This window comes from Streptomyces aurantiacus (genome assembly GCF_027107535.1).
Lineage (GTDB): Bacteria > Actinomycetota > Actinomycetes > Streptomycetales > Streptomycetaceae > Streptomyces.
The window spans coordinates 4327854-4346575 of record NZ_CP114283.1; the positions used below are offsets into that span (position 1 = coordinate 4327854).

16 protein-coding genes are annotated in these 18722 nt (G+C 70.4%); 5 read left to right on the plus strand and 11 right to left on the minus strand.

Annotation, left to right across the window (positions count from 1 at the left end; translation table 11 throughout):
* Nucleotides 1-124: 124 nt before the first annotated feature.
* Nucleotides 125-754 (minus strand): class I SAM-dependent methyltransferase, encoded by a 630-nt coding sequence (locus tag O1Q96_RS21020; RefSeq protein WP_269249677.1) that lies wholly within the window; start codon nucleotides 752-754, stop codon nucleotides 125-127.
* A gap of 277 nt (nucleotides 755-1031) precedes the next feature.
* On the opposite strand from O1Q96_RS21020, the gene O1Q96_RS21025 reads away from it, so the two are divergent.
* Together O1Q96_RS21025 and O1Q96_RS44495 are read left to right on the plus strand one after the other, a co-directional pair.
* Nucleotides 1032-1181 (plus strand): hypothetical protein, encoded by a 150-nt coding sequence (locus O1Q96_RS21025; RefSeq protein WP_269249678.1) that lies wholly within the window; start codon nucleotides 1032-1034, stop codon nucleotides 1179-1181.
* A gap of 272 nt (nucleotides 1182-1453) precedes the next feature.
* On the plus strand, nucleotides 1454-2023 hold the full coding sequence (locus O1Q96_RS44495) for a winged helix-turn-helix domain-containing protein (RefSeq protein ID WP_419586924.1): 570 nt from the start codon (nucleotides 1454-1456) through the stop codon (nucleotides 2021-2023).
* Here O1Q96_RS44495 and O1Q96_RS21035 read toward each other — a convergent pair.
* From O1Q96_RS21035 to O1Q96_RS21060, 6 genes are all read right to left on the minus strand, one after another.
* Nucleotides 1920-2780 carry a 3-hydroxybutyryl-CoA dehydrogenase gene (locus tag O1Q96_RS21035; RefSeq protein WP_269249679.1) on the minus strand — a complete coding sequence of 287 codons (861 nt, stop codon included), beginning with the start codon at nucleotides 2778-2780 and terminating at the stop codon, nucleotides 1920-1922. The genes O1Q96_RS44495 and O1Q96_RS21035 overlap by 104 nt on opposite strands.
* Before the next feature lie 48 nt (nucleotides 2781-2828).
* Nucleotides 2829-6056 carry a fused isobutyryl-CoA mutase/GTPase IcmF gene (icmF, locus tag O1Q96_RS21040; protein ID WP_269249680.1) on the minus strand — a complete coding sequence of 1076 codons (3228 nt, stop codon included), beginning with the start codon at nucleotides 6054-6056 and terminating at the stop codon, nucleotides 2829-2831.
* Nucleotides 6057-6139: 83 nt separating this feature from the next.
* On the minus strand, nucleotides 6140-7108 hold the full coding sequence (locus tag O1Q96_RS21045; RefSeq protein ID WP_269249681.1) for a PDR/VanB family oxidoreductase: 969 nt from the start codon (nucleotides 7106-7108) through the stop codon (nucleotides 6140-6142).
* 19 nt (nucleotides 7109-7127) lie between these two features.
* A complete protein-coding gene (locus tag O1Q96_RS21050) occupies nucleotides 7128-8318 on the minus strand; it encodes an acetyl-CoA C-acyltransferase (RefSeq protein ID WP_269249682.1) in 1191 nt (396 codons plus the stop codon).
* A 30-nt stretch (nucleotides 8319-8348) separates the two neighbouring features.
* Nucleotides 8349-8954 carry a histidine phosphatase family protein gene (locus tag O1Q96_RS21055; protein WP_269249683.1) on the minus strand — a complete coding sequence of 202 codons (606 nt, stop codon included), beginning with the start codon at nucleotides 8952-8954 and terminating at the stop codon, nucleotides 8349-8351.
* A gap of 38 nt (nucleotides 8955-8992) precedes the next feature.
* Complete coding sequence (locus O1Q96_RS21060; RefSeq protein WP_269249684.1) at nucleotides 8993-10531, minus strand: AMP-binding protein; 1539 nt, start codon at nucleotides 10529-10531, stop codon at nucleotides 8993-8995.
* Between the two features lie 206 nt (nucleotides 10532-10737).
* Here O1Q96_RS21060 and O1Q96_RS21065 point away from each other — a divergent pair, with 206 nt between their 5' ends.
* The 3 genes from O1Q96_RS21065 (at nucleotide 10738) to O1Q96_RS21075 (ending at nucleotide 13624) form a co-directional block, all read left to right on the plus strand.
* The gene (locus O1Q96_RS21065) at nucleotides 10738-11976 is read left to right on the plus strand and encodes an acyl-CoA dehydrogenase family protein (protein ID WP_269249685.1); all 1239 of its coding nucleotides are present in this window, start codon (nucleotides 10738-10740) and stop codon (nucleotides 11974-11976) included.
* 82 nt (nucleotides 11977-12058) lie between these two features.
* On the plus strand, nucleotides 12059-12823 hold the full coding sequence (locus tag O1Q96_RS21070) for an SDR family NAD(P)-dependent oxidoreductase (protein WP_269249686.1): 765 nt from the start codon (nucleotides 12059-12061) through the stop codon (nucleotides 12821-12823).
* Nucleotides 12824-12826: 3 nt separating this feature from the next.
* Nucleotides 12827-13624, plus strand: coding sequence for a ThuA domain-containing protein (locus O1Q96_RS21075; protein WP_269249687.1), 798 nt, complete (start codon nucleotides 12827-12829; stop codon nucleotides 13622-13624).
* A gap of 36 nt (nucleotides 13625-13660) precedes the next feature.
* Here the strand turns inward: O1Q96_RS21075 and O1Q96_RS21080 are convergent, their stop codons facing one another.
* The 4 genes from O1Q96_RS21080 to O1Q96_RS21095 are packed head-to-tail and all read right to left on the minus strand — an operon-like array spanning nucleotide 13661 to nucleotide 18512.
* On the minus strand, nucleotides 13661-14704 hold the full coding sequence (locus O1Q96_RS21080; RefSeq protein ID WP_269249688.1) for an NAD(P)-dependent alcohol dehydrogenase: 1044 nt from the start codon (nucleotides 14702-14704) through the stop codon (nucleotides 13661-13663).
* Nucleotides 14701-15801, minus strand: coding sequence for an ABC transporter permease (locus tag O1Q96_RS21085; protein WP_269249689.1), 1101 nt, complete (start codon nucleotides 15799-15801; stop codon nucleotides 14701-14703). The genes O1Q96_RS21080 and O1Q96_RS21085 overlap by 4 nt, the downstream gene beginning before the upstream one ends.
* Nucleotides 15802-15852: 51 nt before the next feature.
* Nucleotides 15853-17385 (minus strand): sugar ABC transporter ATP-binding protein, encoded by a 1533-nt coding sequence (locus O1Q96_RS21090; RefSeq protein ID WP_269249690.1) that lies wholly within the window; start codon nucleotides 17383-17385, stop codon nucleotides 15853-15855.
* Complete coding sequence (locus tag O1Q96_RS21095; RefSeq protein WP_269249691.1) at nucleotides 17370-18512, minus strand: sugar ABC transporter substrate-binding protein; 1143 nt, start codon at nucleotides 18510-18512, stop codon at nucleotides 17370-17372. The genes O1Q96_RS21090 and O1Q96_RS21095 overlap by 16 nt, the downstream gene beginning before the upstream one ends.
* Nucleotides 18513-18722 lie beyond the last annotated feature (210 nt).

The window sequence follows — 18722 nt, forward strand, 5'->3', positions numbered from 1 at the left end:
TGACCTGGACGGTTGTCACCCCCCCCGTGATGCTCAGTTGCCGCCGACACAAACACGGCTCTTCGGACGAGCTTCATCCACGCGGAGGATCCATACCACCGCGGCCCAGGCCACGGGCCACGCTCTACGGACGGCGGGCCAACAAGTGGGTGTCCAGGAAGCCCCGCTCGGACGCTGGATCGTGGAGCAATCGAGCCGCCATGACGAGTCCGGCCCCAGTCAGCAACCCGGCAAACTGCTCCGCCGGCCAGCTATAGGCGGGCGCCACCTTGTGGTCGAAGCGGACTGGTTCTGGCCCTTCGGTCCCGAAGAAGGACACCAGGAGCAGGCCCCCTGGTGCCAGGACACGCACCTGCTCAGCGAGCAGCGCGGGCAATTCCCCAGGCGGGGTATGGATCATCGAATAGTGGGCCAGCACCCCGCCGAGGGCGCCGTCCTCGACCGGAAGGGCTTCCATCCGCGCTTCGTCGAACCGCAGTGCCGGATGGGCCCGCCGGGCGTGGTCGACCATGGCCGGGGAGATGTCGAGCCCGAAGGCGTCCAGCCCCAAGTCGTGCAGCATGGCCGTCAAATGACCGGGTCCGCACCCTACGTCGGCTGCCCGCCGATTCCCCGTACCACGCACGAGCTCGGCGAAGGTGCCGATCATGTTCCGCGCGAACGGCTGCGTCTCCAACCCATTAGCAAACATCGACGCATACAGCTCGACGACCCCGTCGTAGGCCGCCCTGGTCTCGTCCTGGTGTTCTAACACGGGAAGCAAAGTAACACCCGCGTCGTACGCAGCCGTTCTCCGGCCCCATACCGGACCTTTCCCCCCGGGGGCTGATCGTCCCGACACCTGATTACGGGGCGCCCGGTAGTCCGGAGAAGGCAGGTGTCGAGCGTGCGCAGGGGTATTGGCGGAGTGCATTTGTTCCGTAGGTGCCGTATCCCGTCGAATGGGCGGCGGGTTCGGCGGGTATGCGGAGGAGCCGGGATCGGTGGTGGGGACTGGTCCTGATCGCACACAGACACCCAAGGGAGAACCTGTGGAACTTCTCTTTCTCGCCGCACAGGAGAAAGCCGGCTTCTGGCCCACGGGCGCGGTGATGCTCGTCCTCATCACCGGTGCCTCGGTGGGGATCGGCATCTGGCGGAGTCGCAACGCCAAGAAGGGATTGGGCGGGCCGGGCAAGTAGCAGAAGTGAGGGTTCTGCCTGCAGCAGGGCGCGGCTGACGATGACGGTGGGTGCAGCGCAGGCTTCCCACGGGTCGTGCCCTCCAGGGCTGACGCTGCGCTCACAGCGTCGTCGGCGGGCGGCAAGGTGGTCGGGGCAGGCGCTGCGGTCGTACTCCGAAACCAGCGGGTTCGCAGAATCTGAAGCCCACCGGGTAGGAACGCGCTGGCGGTGGGTGGGCAACACCTCGGGGCACGTGGGTTCGCCCGGTTCTGCAACTGGATCGGGTGCGGATGACCGCGCCACGGGTGGGCAAGTACCTGCGGCGCTGGGGACTGTCGTTCCAGCGGCCCGACAAGCGCGCGGTCGAGCAGAACCCTGAGGCGCTGCGAACCTGGCTGGAGGAGGCATGGCCGGCGATCCGGGCGACGGCGAAGACGGAGTACGGCGAAGTGCTGTTCGCCGACCAGGTCGGCATCCGTTCCGATCAGGCCACCTCCCGCACTGCGCCGTCACGGGCGACCGCGTACAGCGTGAACCGCAGCAGCGTCCGCACCCGCTCCGATACCCGAAGCGGTTGTTCGACCGCGAACTGTTCGCCGACGGTCTGTGGACGTGACCCGATCCGTCGCTGGCCACTGACTACCCGGCTTTGGGGCCTCCCATCGGCCGGGGCCCGTCGAGCCTTGGTCGGCCCACTTCTGTCCATCGGGATCTCGGGTGGGCGGACCAGGTCTCTTCCGGCGACTGACGTCTTGTTCAGGCGTCGTAGGTGTGGAAGCCTCGGCCGCTCTTGCGGCCGAGGTGGCCCGCGGCGACCATGCGGCGCAGGAGGGCGGGCGGCGCGTACAGCGGCTCCTTGAACTCCTCGTACATCGACTCGGCCACGGCCTGGGCGGTGTCGAGGCCGATGAGGTCGAGCAGGCGCAACGGCCCCATGGGGTGGGCGCATCCGAGTTCCATGCCCCGGTCGATGTCTTCCGGCTGTGCGGAGCCCGACTCCACCATCCGTACGGCGCTGAGCAGGTAGGGGACGAGGAGGGCGTTGACGACGAAGCCGGAGCGGTCGGGCGCCTGGATGGCGTGTTTGCCCAACTGTTCGGCGAAGCCCTGGGTGCGCCGCACGGTGTCCGCGCTGGTGGTGAGGGCGGGAATGAGCTCGACCAGCTGCTGCACGGGCACGGGGTTGAAGAAGTGCATGCCGATGACCTGTGCGGGACGCTCGGTGACGACGGCGAGGTCGACGATGGGGATCGATGAGGTGTTGGTCGCCAGGACCGCGGCAGGGTCCTCGACTGCCTTGTCCAGGGTGCGCAGCACGTCGGTCTTGATGTCGCGGTTCTCGGCGACGGCCTCGACGACGAACTGGCGGTCGGCCATGTCGCTGAGGTCATGGGTGAAGGAAAGCCGGGCGAGGGCCTGGTCGCGCTGCTCTTCGCTGAGCTTGCCACGCCGTACGCCTCGGTCGAGGGAGGCGGTGAGCCGGCGGCGGCCCGCATCGAGCGCGTCCGGGGTGGCCTCGGCGACTCGGACGTCGATGCCGTTGCGGGCGGCGACTTCGGCGATGCCGGAGCCCATGAGGCCGCATCCGACAACGCCGAGACGGGTAACGGGATCCATCTGAGGTCCTATCTGATGAGTCGCTGCGCGGTGGTTTCCGGGGCTGGGTCAGACGTTGCGGCGGTATTGGCCACCCACCTCGAAGAAGGCCTCGGTGATCTGCTCGAGCGAGCAGACCCGGGTGGCGTCCATGAGGACGGCGAAGACGTTGCGGCCGCTCGTCGCCGCGTCCTTGAGAGCTGTCAGGGCGTCGTGGGCCTGGTCGCGGTGGAGGGTCTGGAAGTCCCGCACGCGCTCCAGCTGGGACTGCTTCTCCTCCTCGGTGGCCCGGGCGAGTTCCAGCTGCGAGGGCCTGCTGTCGCCGCCGGGGCGTCGGAAGGTGTTGACGCCGATGATGGGCAGAGTTCCGTCGTGCTTGCGCTGCTCGTACAGCATCGACTCGTCCTGGATACGGCCGCGCTGATAGCCGGTCTCCATGGCGCCCAGCACACCACCGCGCTCGCTGATCCTCTCGAACTCGGCGAGCACCGCTTCCTCGACCAGGTCGGTTAGCTGGTCGATGACGAACGACCCCTGCAGTGGGTTCTCGTTCATCGCCAGACCCCATTCGCGGTTGATGACGAGCTGGATCGCCAGCGCCCGCCGTACCGACTCCTCGGACGGGGTGGTGACGGCCTCGTCGTAGGCGTTGGTGTGCAGTGAGTTGGCGTTGTCGTAGATGGCTGTGAGGGCCTGCAGGGTGGTGCGGATGTCGTTGAAGTCCATCTCCTGGGCGTGCAGGGAGCGGCCGGAGGTCTGGACGTGGTACTTCAACTTCTGCGAGCGCTCGCCCGCGCCGTACTTGTCCCTCATCGCGACGGCCCAGATGCGGCGGGCGACCCGGCCGAGGACGGAGTATTCGGGGTCCATGCCGTTGGAGAAGAAGAACGACAGGTTCGGGGCGAAGTCGTCGATGTGCATGCCGCGGGCCAGGTAGGCCTCGACGTAGGTGAAGCCGTTGGCGAGGGTGAAGGCGAGCTGGCTGATGGGGTTGGCGCCGGCTTCGGCGATGTGGTAGCCGGAGATGGACACCGAATAGAAGTTGCGGACCTTGTGGGCGATGAACCATTCCTGGATGTCGGCCATCATCCGCAGGGAGAACTCGGTGGAGAACAGGCAGGTGTTCTGCCCTTGGTCCTCCTTGAGGATGTCGGCCTGCACGGTGCCGCGCACGCTCGCGAGCGCGCGGGCCCGCAGCCCGTCCGCCTCTTCCGGCGACGGGTCCCGGCCCTCGGCGGCGCGGAATCCCTCCAGTTGCTGGTCGATGACGGTGTTGAGAAAGAACGCCAGGATGGTCGGCGCGGGTCCGTTGATGGTCATGGAGACCGAGGTGGCGGGCGCTATCAGGTCGAAGCCGTCGTAGAGCGCCTTCATGTCCGCCAGCGTGGCCACCGACACTCCGGACGTGCCGACCTTGCCGTAGATGTCGGGGCGTTCGTCCGGGTCCCGGCCGTAGAGGGTGACCGAGTCGAAGGCGGTGGACAGGCGGGTGGCCGGCTGGCCCTCGGAGAGCAGCTTGAAGCGTCGGTTGGTACGGAACGGATCGCCCTCACCGGCGAACATCCTCGCCGGGTCCTCACCGTCGCGCTTGAAGGGGAACACCCCGGCCGTGAAGGGGAAGTAGCCGGGCAGGTTCTCCTCGCGCCAGAACCGCACCAGCTCCCCGTGGTCGGTGAAGCGGGGCAGGGCGACGCGTGGGATTTTGTGGCCGGACAGGGACTCGCGGGTCAGCGTGGTGCGGATCTCCTTGTCCCGGACCTTCACCACCTGCTCGTCTCCGGAGTAGGAGGCGATGACGGCGGGCCAGTTCTCGAGCTGCTCCGTGACCTGGTGCGGGAGCTGCTTGCGGGCGTCGTCGAGGAGGGACTGCACGTTCGCCGCGTCGGAGCCGGCCTCGACGAGCCCGTCCCTGGCCGTCTCCAGGTGCTGTACCCGCCTGACCGTGTCGGTCAGTTGCGCGGTCCCGGCGTGGTAGGCGCGGATCGTGTCGGTGATCTCGGCGAGGTAGCGCACCCGGCCTGCGGGGACCACCTGCCGGATGCCGGAGGAGTGGCGTACCCCGACCGGTGCCAGCGCGCCCTCGGACAGCGGCAGCCCCTTCTCGGCCAGGCCCGTCTTCAGGTGCTGGTAGAGCGCGGTGACACCGTCGTCGTTGAACGTCGCCGCCGACGTGCCGTACACCGGCATGTCCTCGGGCTTCATGCCGAAGGCCTCGCGGTTGCGGACCAGTTGGCGGCTGACGTCGCGCTGGGCGTCCTGCGCGCCGCGCCGCTCGAACTTGTTGATCGCCACGACGTCGGCGAAGTCGAGCATGTCGATCTTCTCCAGCTGCGAGGCGGCGCCGAACTCCGGTGTCATCACGTAGAGCGAGGTGTCGACGAACGGCACGATCGCCGCGTCTCCCTGCCCGATGCCCGGCGTCTCCACGATCACGAGGTCGAACCCGGCGGCCTTGACCACGTCGATGACGTCGGACAGGTGCTCGGGCAGTTCGTGGCTGCCGCGGGTGGCCAGGCTGCGGAAGAAGACCCGGCTCCCGTCGAGGGAGTTCATGCGGATCCGGTCACCTAGCAGCGCACCGCCACCACGGCGACGGGTCGGGTCGACCGCAATGACCGCGATGCGTAGCTTGTCCTGCTGGTCGAGGCGGAAACGGCGCACCAACTCGTCGGTCAGTGAGGACTTTCCGGAGCCGCCGGTGCCGGTGATGCCGAGCACCGGAGTGACCTGTGCCGCGGCGGCGGCTCGCAGTTGCTTCAGCAGATCGGTGGGCAGCTTGCCCAGTTCCGCGCCGGTGATGGCGCGGGCGATCGCGAACCGGTCGCCGGCGAGCACGGCGGCCGCGTCGGCCGGTTTGCCGTCCCAGAGGTCGAAGTCGCAGTCCTTCACCACTGAGTTGACCATCCCGGCCAGGCCCATCCGCTGGCCGTCCTCGGGGGAGAAGATGGTCACCCCGCTCTCGCGCAGCCGGGTGATCTCCTCGGGTACGATCACGCCGCCTCCGCCGCCCACGACGCGGACGTGGTCGGCTCCCTGCGCGCGCAGCGACTCGACCAGGTACTCGAAGTACTCCACGTGCCCGCCCTGGTAGGACGAGACCGCCACGCCGTGTGCGTCCTCCTCCAGTGCCGCGTCCACGACCTCCCGCACGGACCGGTTGTGTCCGAGGTGGACCACCTCGGCGCCCTGGGACTGGAAGATGCGCCGCATGATGTTGATCGACGCGTCGTGCCCGTCGAACAGAGCCGAAGCGGTGACCAGGCGGACAGGGTGCACGGGTCGGTGCAGGTCGCTCATGAGGGGCCTTCCCGGGCAGGGTGGGGTACAGCTGACAGAAGAGATACTAGGACGTCCTAGTAAATTACTGGAATCGATCGCGGTCACAGATCGAGGACAAGGCGAGGTCCGCACGAGCGGGAGACGCAGATGAGCATGGTGTCGCCGGCGGCCCGCTCATCCTCGGTGAGCAGTGAGTCGCGGTGGTCGGGCCTGCCGTCGAGTACGTCGGTCTCGCAGGTGCCGCACGTGCCCTCCCGGCAGGAGAAGTCGACCGCGACGCCGGCCTGCTCCACCGTTTCGAGGACCGAGCGGTCCGGCGGCACCGTGAGAGTGAGCCCGGAGCGGGCGAGCTCCAGCTCGAAGGTTTCGGTCGGGTCGGTCGCGGCCGTCCGCACCGGGGCGAACCGTTCGACGCCCAGCGTGCCGGGGGGCCAGCCACCGCAGTGTTCCTGCACCGCCTGCAGCAGGGGTTCGGGACCGCAGGCATGCACCAGGGTGCCCTCCCCGGGTACGCCGAGGTGAGCGGCGAGGTCCAGCAGGCCGTACTCGTCCTGCGGACGGATGAGTACCCGGTCCCCGTGCGGAGCGAGGCGGTCCAGGAACGCCATGGAGGTGCGGGTGCGGCCGCCGTACAGCAGACGCCAGTCGGCTCCCGCTTTCGCGGCGGCCTCCACCATGGGAAGGATGGGCGTGATCCCGACGCCTCCGGCGATGAACAGATGGCGTGCGGCGGGCCGCAGCGGGAAGTTGTTCCGCGGTCCGCGGACCCGCACGGTGGCGCCCTCGCGCAGGTGGTCGTGGACGTACGCGGAGCCGCCGCGACCTCGCGGCTCGCGCAGCACGGCGATCTGCCAGGCCCCGCGTTCGGCCGGCTGCCCGCACAGGGAGTACTGACGGATCAGATCGCCGTCGTCGCCGTCCAGGAATACGTCGATGTGGGCGCCCGGTGTCCAGGCGGGGAGCATCTCGCCGTCGGGGCTGCGCAGGGTGAGAGAGACGACGCCGTCGGCGGCGAGGGTGCGGGCCGCCACGACAAGGGTCGTGTCGACCGGGGGGAGGTGGTCGTTCATGGTGGTTCGGCTCCGGGGTTCAGTCCTGCGTCGGGACATGCAGCAACAGCGCGTCACCCTGGCCGCCGCCCCCGCACAGGGCCGCCGCTCCGCTGCCGCCTCCGCGCCGCCGCAGTTCCGCCGCGAGAGTCAGCACCAGCCGGGCTCCGGTCATGCCGACCGGGTGCCCGAGCGCGATCGCTCCGCCGTTGACGTTCACCTTGTCCAGGGGGATGTCCAGCTCCCGTACGGAAGCCAGGGCCACGCCGGCGAACGCCTCGTTGATCTCGAACAGGTCCAGGTCGGCGGCCTTCAGCCGGGCGTCCCGGGACAGGGCGTCGCGGACCGCGCCGGCCGGCTGGACGAGCAGCGAGGGGTCGGGGCCCGCGACCGTGCCGTAGGCGCCGATCTCGGCGAGCGGCGTCAGGCCCTCCCGCCGGGCGCGCTCCGCGCTCATCACGACGACGGCCGCGGCGCCGTCCGAGAGCTGGGACGAGTTGCCGGCGGTGATGGTGCCCGCGCTGGAGAAAGCCGGCCTCAGGCGTCCCAGGCTCTCGGCGGTGCTTGCCGGCCGTACACCCTCGTCGGTGACCACCACCGTCTCGCCGCGACGCCCCGCCACGGTGACGGGGGTGATCTCCTCGGACAACGCCCCCGACTCCTGGGCGTGGGCGGCCCTTTGATGGGACAGCGCGCTGTACTCGTCCTGTTCCGCGCGGGTCAGGGCGAACGGCTGTTGGTGGCGCTCGGTGGCCGCGCCCATGGAGACGCCGTCGAAGGCGCAGACGAGAGCGTCGCGGTCAAGGGCGTCCTCGGCCGCGGCCGAGCCGTACTTCCAGCCGGTGCGAGCTCCGCGCAGCAGGTGCGGGGCGCCCGACATGGACTCCATGCCACCGGCCACGACCACCTCGTGGCGGCCGGAGGCGATCATGAGGTCGGCCAGGGCGATGGCGTGCAGCCCGGACAGGCAGAGCTTGTTGACGGTGCTCGCGGGGACGGAGAACGGAATTCCGGCGCGGACCGCGGCCTGCCGTGCCGAGTTGGGGCCTGTCCCGGCCTGCACGACATGCCCCATGACGACGGCTTCCACGGCTGCCGGGTCCAGCCGGACGGCGGCCAGTGCCGCGCCGATGGCGTGGGCGCCGAGGTCGACCGCGGACACGGAGCTGAGGGTGCCCATCAGTTTGCCGATGGGCGTTCTGGCTCCGGCGACGATGACGGATCCGGGCATGGCCGGGACCTCCTGGGATGTGGGAAAGGATCAGACGGCCGCGTCGACGGCACGTTCTGCGATCATGTGGGCTGTCTCGTTCACCGAGTGCAGAACGATCCGGCCGCCGGGCATGCGCCGCACCCGGCTGACCGACGTGTAGTCGGGGTGGAACCAGAACATCGTGGGCAGGCCGAGCACCGTCGCCAGGTAGGTGTTGGTGATGCCGCCATGGCACACGACCGCGACCCGCCCGCCGGGATGGGCGTCGAAGATGGTGTCCATGGCCCGTACGGCACGCGTGCGAAAGGCGTCCCAGTCCAGATCGGGCACGAAATCCTCGTAGCGTCCCTCGGCGAGCGCCGCCGCCCGGGGATCGTCCGCGCCGATCTGCTCCGGTGGCATGTAGGGCTGGGACACGTCCGTGTCCCACTCGCGCAGGTCGTCGAGGACCGTGGCGGTCATGCCGGTGAGGCGCTCCAGGGGCGCCACCGTCTCACGGGCCCGCTGGAACGGGCTGACGTACAGGGCGTCGACGTCGTCGTGCGCGAGCCAGTTGGCGAGGCGCTCGGCCTGGGCTGCGCCCTCCGGCGACAGTCCCGGGTCGAACACTCCCGCCATGGGGAGGCCGTGCCGGATGAGGAGGAGTTCGGTCATGAGGGGTCCTTCGTGCGGGTGAGGGGCGGGCGGGTGACTCAGCCGGCGATGGTCCGTTCCGAGCTCCAGTAGGGGCGGCGCATCGCGCGCTTGTCGAGCTTGCCCATCGCGTTGCGCAGGAGTTCGGGAACGAACTCGTACGACCGCGGGCACTTGTAGGCGGCGAGGCGCTCGCGGCAGAACCGGTCGAGCTCATCGGACGGCGGATCGTCCCCGGCCGCCACGACCAGGGCCCGCAGGGACTCGCCGAAGTCCGGGTCGGGTACGCCGATGACCGCGACCTCGGCGACCGCCGGGTGCTGCCGCAGTACGGCCTCGCTCTCGGCCGGGTAGAGGTTGACGCCGCCGGAGACCACGACGTCGGCGGCCCGGTCGGTGATGAAGATGTAGCCGTTCGCGTCGACGTAGCCGATGTCGCCGAGCGTGAAGACGCCGGGGGAGAGGTAGGCGGACCTGGTCTTGTCCGGGTCGGCGTGGTAACGGACGCCCTGGTCCTCCGGGGCCCGGAAAGCCAGCAGTCCGCGTTCTCCGGGCGGCAGTTGCCGGCCGTCGTCATCGGTGACCAGGACCTCGAACGGGGGCCGGACGCGCCCGACCGAGCCAGGATGCTCCAGCCACTCGGTGCTGCTGATGCGGGCCACGGTGCCCGCTTCGCTGGCGCCGTACGACTCGGTCAGCACCGGACCGAACCACTCGATCATGGTGCGCTTCACGTCCGGCGGACACGCGGAGCCGGTGTGGGAGACCTGCCGCAGGCTGGAGACGTCGTACCGGACGCGGACCTCTTCCGGGAGGGCGAGCAGCCGCTGGAAGTGGGTGGGCACCATCACGGTCGAGGAGACCCGCCACCTCTGCACACGGCTGAGGAACGACTCCGCGTCGTATCTGCCGAGTACGACCACCGGCTGACCGGCCGCCAGATGCCGCAGCGAGGTCAGCGGCGCGTTGTGCTGGAGCGGCCCGCACACCAGGTGAGGCCCCGGCGGGAAACCGGGCCGGGCGGCCATCGCGGCGAGGTAGGCGCAGCTGTCCGTGACCGGGCCGCTCACCCAGCGCACCTCGGTGCCGCGCGCCCGTCCGGTGGTTCCGGAGGTATACACGAGCGGAGGCCGGGCGGGACGGTCCGTCGGGAGGGTGCGCCCGGTGGGCGCGGCCGCCAGCCACAGGTCCCAGTCGAAGGCGTGCCCGATCGCCGGGGTGCCGTGCGTCACGACCGGCAGGCCCAGTTCCCGGGCCGCGTCCAGGGCGGCGCCCGCGCCGGCCGGCCCGGCGATGATCGCGGTCGTACCCGCGTCGACGATCTGGTCGACGAGTTCTGCCGACGTGAGGTTGCGGGAGGTGGCCACGGTTCCGACACCGGCCCGCAGACCGGCCAGATGGGCCACCAGTGTGGGGATCGCGTTGTCCCCGAGGACGGCGACCCGGTCGTCGGGGCCGGGCGCCAACTCCAGCAGCCGTACCGCCGCCCGCGCCACCTGGTCGGCGAGGCCGGACCAGGACAGCACACCCAGGTCGTCCGCCAGGGCGGGCTCGTCGGGTGTCTCCTGGGCACGACGGTCGAGTGGCAGCAGCGACATGGCTCCTCCGGCGGCTCCGCGGGCCTCTCCCGATTCGAGGGGAGAGGGAATGCGGAGACTGTAGCGTTTATCAAGAAAGTACGGAACACTCTGACTCAAGCGGAAGCCATTCATGTGCCTCTCAGCAGCCGTGAAGAGGCACTTCTCGCCTTCTTGCAGGTATCCGTTACTGAATCTGCCGTCTGGTAAGTGTCCGAGGAGGATCCATGTCCCGTCCCGATCCGGACGCATGGCGCACGCAGGTCCGGCAGTGGCTGGCCACCGTGCTCGAACCGGCGCCGGTGCCGGAATCCGCCGGCGAGGCCGCCGACCTCGCCGTGTTCCACAACCTTCCCGAGGAGGAGGAACGTCTGCTGCTCGAGCGCTGCCGCGCCTACCAGCGGGCCCGCTTCGACGCCGGCTACCAGGCGCTGACCCTCCCCGCGGACAAGGGCGGCGCGGGTCTGACCGCCGCCCACGTGGCTGCCTTCGCCGAGGAGGAGTCCGCCTTCGCAGTGCCGCCGTCCACCGAGCTCATCAGTGTCACCGTGCGCCTGGTCGCGATGGCCGTCTCCCTCTTCGGCACGGCGGAGCAGCGCCACGACCACGCACGCGCGTTCCTGCGCACCGACCTGCTGGCCTGCCAGCTCTTCAGCGAGCCCGGCGCAGGATCCGACCTCGCGGCCCTGCGTACCCGCGCCCGGCAGGACGAAGACCACTGGGTGCTCGACGGCCAGAAGGTGTGGACGTCGGGCGCCCAGTTCGCCGACTATGGCTTGCTGCTCGCCCGCACCGACCCGGACGTCGTCAAACAGGCCGGCATCACCGCCTTCCTGGTCCCGATGGACTCCACCGGAGTGGAGGTGCGCCCCATCCGGCAGATGAGCGGCGGCGCATCCTTCAACGAGGTGTTCCTCAGCGGCGTACGCGTCCCGGACCGGTTCCGGATCGGGCGGCCCGGCCAGGGCTGGGAGGTCGCCACCACCACCCTCGCCTTCGAACGGACAGCGTCCGGCAGCGGCAACCGCCGCAAGGGCGGCACCTTCTCGGACGTTCTCGCGCTCGCCCGCTCCCTCGGCCGCACCACGGACCCGCTGGTCCGCCAGCGCCTCGCCGACCTGTACGTACGTGCGGCCCTGCGCGCGGCCACCGTCGACCGTGTCGCCAGGACGAGTGCCGCCGGCGGCCGGCCGGGCCCGGAGGCGTCGCTGACCAAACTCATGGCCTCCGACCTGCTCACCCGCACCGGCCAGGTCGCCGCCGAGCTGATGGGGGCACGGATCAGCGCGGACACCGGGGAACCGGGCACGTTCGCCTGGACACAGCATCTGCTGGGTGCCCCCGGCTACCGGCTGGCCGGAGGCACCGATCAGATCCAGCGCAACCTGATCGGCGAACGGGTGTTGAAGCTGCCGCCGGAGCCGCGGGCAGACCGGGCGCCTTTCTCGCAGCTTCCCGGCAACTGAGGGATCTTCCTCGCACTTGCAGGGCCTTCCCGGCAGCGGAGCGACCGGGAACCGTTTCGGCAATCACAAAGGAGTGACAGCGATGGATCTGGGACTGACAGGCGCGAAGGCGCTGGTGACCGGTGCGAGCCGGGGCATCGGCCGGGCGATCGCCGGAACACTGGCGGCCGAGGGCTGCGCACTGGCCCTGTGTGCCCGCGGCGAGGAAGGTCTGGCCAAGGCCGCCGCAGAACTGCGCGGCGAGGGGGCCACCGTGTTCGCGGAAGCGGTCGACGTCACCGACCCGGTCGCCCTGGCGGGCTTCGTGGAGCGAGCGGCCGGTGAACTCGGCGGCCTGGACCTGCTGGTGTCCAACGTGTCGGCAGGCAATGTGAAGGGCCCCGAGTCCTGGGAAGCCAGCCTGCGCGGCGACCTGATCCCGTTCGCGGGACTCGTGGAGGCGGCCCTTCCCCACCTGGAGGCCTCCGACCGGGCCGCCGTCGTGGCCATCGGCACCACCAACGCCTCCGACACCGCGCGCCCGGCCGGAGCGAACTCGTACTCCGCGCTCAAGGCGGCTGTCGTCCAGCACGCCTCGGCCCTCGCGCACGCCCTCGCGCCGAAGGGCATCCGCGTCAACACGGTCTCGCCCGGCCCGATCGACTTCCCCGGCGGCGCCTGGGAGACCATCCGCACCGGCCGCCCGGAGGTGTACGAGGAGGTGCTCGCCAAGCTGCCGATCGGCCGCTACGGCACGGCGGAGGACGTGGCCTCCGCGGTGGCGTTCCTGCTCGGGCGGACCGGCTCCTTCTGCGTGGGGGTCAACCTCGTGGTGGACGGCGGGCTGCTGACCCGCGTCCAGTACTGAGCCGTGGCGGGCCCGGCCGGCCGCCTGGACGCCGTACTGGTCTGCGGCGGCCGCTGGCACGACTTCGACCACGCGCGGCTGCGGCTGCTGGAACTGCTCGGTGAGCATCCACGCGTGCGCACCACGGTCCACCAGGACTACGACTGTGCGGCCGCGCTCGACAACGCGGACCTGCTGATCACCTACACCTGTGACGTCCGGCCCGGTCCGGCGCAGCGGGCCGCACTGGCACGGTTCGTCGCGCGGGGCGGCCGCTGGCTCGCCCTGCACGGGACCAACTCGGTGATCGAGCCGTCGGCCGGTGCCGGACCGCGGGTGTTCACGACTCCCCGGCTCCTCGGCGAGCTGGCGGAGGTGCTCGGCAGTCAGTTCCTGGCCCACCCGCCGATCGAGCCGTACGAGGTGCGGGTGACCCGGCCCGGCCATCCGCTGGTCGCCGGGATCGGGCCGTTCACGGTCACCGACGAGCTGTACGTGTGCGAGCTGCACGGCGAGCTCGAGGTGCTGCTGCACGCCGAGTACACGGGGCCGTGCCGCGGTTTCGCCGAGGGCGACACGGCGGCCCTCGACAGCGCGCCCCGACCGGTGCTGTATCTCAAGCGGCACGGCCTCGGCGAGGTCTGCTACTTCACCCTCGGCCACTGCCGGGGCCGCTACGACATGCAGGACCTCGGCGTGGACGACACCGGGCGCGTGGACGTGGGGCCGTGGAAGACGCCGGAGTTCCTGACAGTGCTCCGGCGGTGTGTGCAGCGGGCGGTGGGTGTGCGCGATCCGGCACAGGAGAGGGCCGGCGCCTGAGCGAGGCTCGGGCGCCGGCCCTGCACGGATCGCGGCTCAGGCGTGCGGCAGTACCACCGCGCGGCCGTTGATCTCACCGGCGTGCAGACGCTCGTACGCCTCGGGCCCCTGGTCCAGCGTGAAGGTCTCGACGTGGGAGGAGACGAGACCCTGCCGTGCGAGTTCCAGGACCTCCATGAGTTCCGTCCGGCTTCCCCAGTACGGGAAGGAGGCCGACACCTCGAACGGCAGCCCTCCCCCGAAGCCGACGGCCAGCGTGCCCCCGCCGAGGCCGACGACAGTGACATCACCCTCCACCGCCACCGACCCGGCGGCGACCGTCACGGTCGCCTCGGCTCCGACGAAGTCCAGGACGACCTGCGCTCCCGTACCGCCGGTGAGTTCCCGGACCCGCGCTGCCGCCTCGCCGTCGGAGAGCAGCGTCTCGTGCGCGCCCACCTTGGCTGCCAGCTCCAGCTTCTCCTTGCTGACATCGAGGGCGACCACCCGGGCGGGGGTCAGGGCGCGCAGCAACTGCACGGCGAGATGCCCCAGACCGCCGACGCCGATCACCACCGCCGTGCTGCCGGGCAGCAGCTTCGGCAGCGACCTGCGGATCGCGTGATACGGCGTCAGCCCCGCGTCGGTGAGCGGCGCCGCCTGCACAGGGTCGAGTCCGTTCAGCGGAACCAGATGGCGGGGGGAGTCCACCAGCATGTACTCCGCCAGGGCGCCGGGGGATCCCAGCCCCGGCGGGAGGATGCCGAGGCCGGCGGCGTGCGGACAGCAGTTCTCCTTGCCCTCGGCGCACTTGTGGCAGCTTCCGCAGCCCAACGGGCCGTACACCGCCACCGCCTCGCCCTCCGCCACGGTGGTGACACCGGCGCCCACGGCCGCCACCGTCCCGACACCCTCGTGGCCGAGTGTCATCGGCAGCGCGTAGGGGAACTGTTCCTCGGGCCAGCCCATCACCGCTAGATCGGAGTGGCAGAGCCCCGCAGCCGTCACCTTCAACAGCACCTGCCCGGGGCCGGGTTCGGGCACCGGAACCTCCACGACCTCGGGGGCGTGCCCCACCCGCCGGTACTGAAGGGCCTTCATCCCCGGACCTCCTTGCCGGGAGTGGAATCCGGTCGGGTCCCGGTCCGGCGGCGCAGAACGGAGGGCAGGGCGATCCGGCCCCCCGTGAGGACCAGCGCCACGATCAGGACCGAGCCGGTGAACAGACTCGCGGCCCACTGCGCGCTGGTGGCGAGCCCGAGTCCTGTGACGCCCGTGCCGAGCAGGAGAACCGCGAGTACCGTGCCCCATGCGTTGAAACGTCCCGCGCGCAACTGGGTCGCCCCGACGAACGCGGCGGCGTACGCGGCCAGCAGATACGGGGTGCCGGCGGTAGGCGATCCGGATCCGACCGAGGACGCGAAGACCACGCCGGCGAGACCGGACAGCAGTGCGGAGGCCACCAGTGTCAGAAAGCGCAGCCGGTCGGTGCGCACCCCCTGCAGCCGGGCCGCGTCGGCGTTGAATCCGGTCGCGTACAACCGGCGTCCGGTGGCGGTGTGTTCCAGCACGAACCAGATGGCGAGGGCGGCGACCAGCAGATACAGCACCGGCAGGGTGATGCCGCCCGCGTCCAGCTGGGCGATGCTCGCGAACGGCTTGGCGAGCAGCTGCACACCGGTGATGGAGCTGTCGTTGGTGACCATGGTGATCAGGGACTGGATCAGCGCACCGGTGGCCAGGGTGGCGATGAACGAGTCGACGCGCAGGACCACCACCACGATTCCGTTGACGACTCCGATCAGCAGCGCGGCGGTCATCGCCAGGGCGATGGCCGCGCCGGGCCCGAGCCCGGCGGAGACCATGAAGTAGGCGGTCAGCACGCTGGTGAGCGACATGGTGTAGGCGATCGAGAGGTCGAAGACCCGTGCGGCCAGCGGCGGTACGACGCTCAGCGCCACCAGGCCCGCCACGGCGTTGCCGTTCAGTACCTGCTTGACCGTGATGGTGGTCGGGAAGGTGTCCGGCGCCCAGACGGAGAAGAGCACGGCGATGACCAGCCACACGTACACGGCGCCGATGTTGCGGAACGACAGGGCGGCCGCCGCCCGTCGGCGCAGTGTCTCCGGTACGGACACCGCGGGTCTCTCCGGTGCGGACGGTGGGAGCTCCGCGGCCCGGGTCGGGATGGACGTCATGTCGCACGGTTCCTTCCAGGCTCATGTCGTTCGGTTGTCTCCAGGCTCACGTCACTCGGTTCCTTCCATGGCGTGCACGAGCGCGGGCTCGGTGATGTCCCGGCCGCTGATCTCCCGTGCGATCCGGCCGTCCCGCACCACCAGGACGCGGGTGCACAGAGCGAGCAGGTCCTGGGTGTCGGAGGAGGACACGATGACGCCCATGCCCTCGTCGGACTGACGCTCTATCAGGTCGTACAGCTGCAGGCGGGTGGCGATGTCCACGCCCGCCGTGGGTTCGCACAGCGCCAGCACCGGCGGGTGCTGCGCCAGACAACGGGCCATGACGACCTTCTGCTGGTTGCCGCCGCTCAGCGTGGTGATCCTGACGCCGGCTGGATGGCGGCCGGCCGTACGCACGCCGACCCGTTGGATCCAGTCCTCCGCCAGGGCGGACTCGCGGCGTCGGCGCAGCCGCCCGTAGTGGGTGCGCAGCCGGCTCAGGAGCGGCAGGGTGAGGTTCTCGCCGACCGAGAAATCGCCGATCACTCCCTCGCCCGCCCGGTCGGCCGGGACCAGGGGAAGGCCCAGGGTGTCGGCGTCACGCGCGTCGGTCCACCGTCCGGAGTGTTCCGGCAGCCGCAGCCTGCCGCTCACCCGCCCGGCATGGGCCCCGCACACCGCGTACGGCATGATCTCGTGTCCGGAGCCGACCAGGCCGGTGATGCCCAGGCGTTCGCCCCTGGCCAGGTCGAAGCCGACTCCCCGCAGGGGTCCGGCCCACAGGTCGCGGACCTCCAGCACGGGGTCGGCAGAGCCGGAAGGGGCCGGCGGACGGTGGTGGGCCTCCATCTCCTCGCCCGCCATCAGTTCCGCCAGCGTGCGCGGAGTGAGGTCGCAGACCGGGCGGGTGGCGATCCGGCGTCCGCCGCGGATCACGGTGACCCGGTCGGCGAGCGCGAAGATCTCGTCCATCCGGTGCGAAACGTACAGGACGCCCGCGCCGGCGTCGCGGACCTCCCGCACGATGTCGAAGAGGCGGGCCACCTCGCCCGGCGGCAGCACGGCGGTGGGCTCGTCGAGCACCAGGACACCGCGGCGGCCCTCCCAGCCCTGCAGGGCGGCGGCGATGGCCACCACCGTGCGTTGGACGGGGGTCGCCGCCGAGAGGGGACGGCGCACGTCGATGCCGAGGCCGAACCGTTCGACGAGGGCGCTCGTCCGCTTCTCCATCTCCGGCCAGCGGATGTTGCCCAGGGCCGTGCGGGCGAAGCCGTGGCTGAGTGCGAGGTTGTCGATGGCGCTCAACTCGCCCACCAGCCCCAGCTCCTGGTGGACGAAGCGGAGCCGGTCGTGGCGGGAGCCAGTGACATGGCCGAGATCGAAGGGTTCGCCGTCGAGTTCGGCCGTCGCACCCGGCTCCGCGTGGTGGTAACCGGCGAGGATCTTGATGAGGGTGGACTTGCCGGAGCCGTTGGGTCCGATCAGGGCGTGGATCTCGCCGGGCAGGACCTCGAGATCGACGTCCTTGAGTGCCTGGGTGCCGCCGAACCTCTTGGACAGTCCGGCCACCCGCAGCACCGGCCCGGTCAACTCAGTCCCCACAGCGCCTTGAACTGCTTCTGGTAGTCCTCGACGATCGGGAAGTCGCCGTCGGCCGAGGGCAGGTTGTCCTTGGTGACGAGCATGTTGGGCAGTGCGGCCTTCTGGTCCACGTCCATGGGCAGGCCGGTGAAGTGCCGGGCCAGCGCGTCGGCCTGGAGCCAGGCCGTCTCGTGGGAGTTCAGTGCCATCGCGCCGTCGGTGAGGCCGCTCTGGATGTACTGGTAGTTCTGCGCGTCACCGACGTTGACGACGATGTGCTTGCCGGTGATGCCGGCGGTCTTCAGCGCGGCGGGCACACCCACGTTGAGCAGGCCCAGGGAGAAGACGACATGGGTCACCTTCGGGTGCGACCGGAGGTACGACACCACGCGGTCCGGCATGTCCTTGCCCACCGCGGTGATCGGCACGTCGACGTTGTCCAGCCCACAACCGGCGCACCATTCCTCGTACTTGGCCGCGAAGGAGTCCTTGACGGGCTTGAGGATCGTGTAGGCCGGCAGATCGAAGTAGACGGTGCTCGCCTTGGCTCCGCTGTTCGACACCACCCATGAAGCGAGCATCTCGCCCTGGATGCCGACGTCGTCCGGCCCGTTCTTCAACAGGGAGATGCCGTCGCCCAGCACGTCGTCGGCGTTCGACTGGATGACGGGGATGTCGGCGGCCTTCAGCCGGGCCAGCTGCTTGGCGTAGACGGCACGGGGAAAGCCGGAGGCGACGACGGCGTCCGGCTTGTCGCGAAGGGCCTGTTCATAGGCGGCCTGGACGGACTCCGGGGTGCCCTGGGTGGCGATCTGCTTCACCTCCCAGCCGAGCTCCTCGGCGGCCTCGGTGAAGAAGCCGGCGAGGTCCTTGCAGGACTGGACGCCGCAGAGGATGAAGTCGATCTTCTTGCCCTTGGGGATCGCCTTGCCGACGGGCTCGGTCACGGAGATCGTGGCCGGGCGCTCGGAGTACTTCTGCAGGGCCGCGCGGGCCGCCGTCAGACCGGGGGAGCCGGGCGCCCCCGCCTGCGTCGAGTCGGCGGCGGGAGTGGTGTCGCTGCCGCACGCCGCCAGGGCGAGCAGGGCGGTGGCGGGGACGATCGCGGTGAGGGCGCGGCGGACCGCGCGACGGGGTCTGGAACTCATCGTTGAGTGCTCCCGAGATGTGTCGCCTGCACTGCCGCGACCCGCGTCGCTCCCGCGTACGCGGCGGCCGGTTCCGGTCAGGCGGATCGATTCCGTGGTGCCCCGGGCGGAAACGCCGCGGCGCTGGGCCGGGACGGGCAGAGACCGTACCGGGACCGAGAAACTTATGAGGCACTACAGCCTCAAGTGGGTCGGAGTGTGACATGCCGC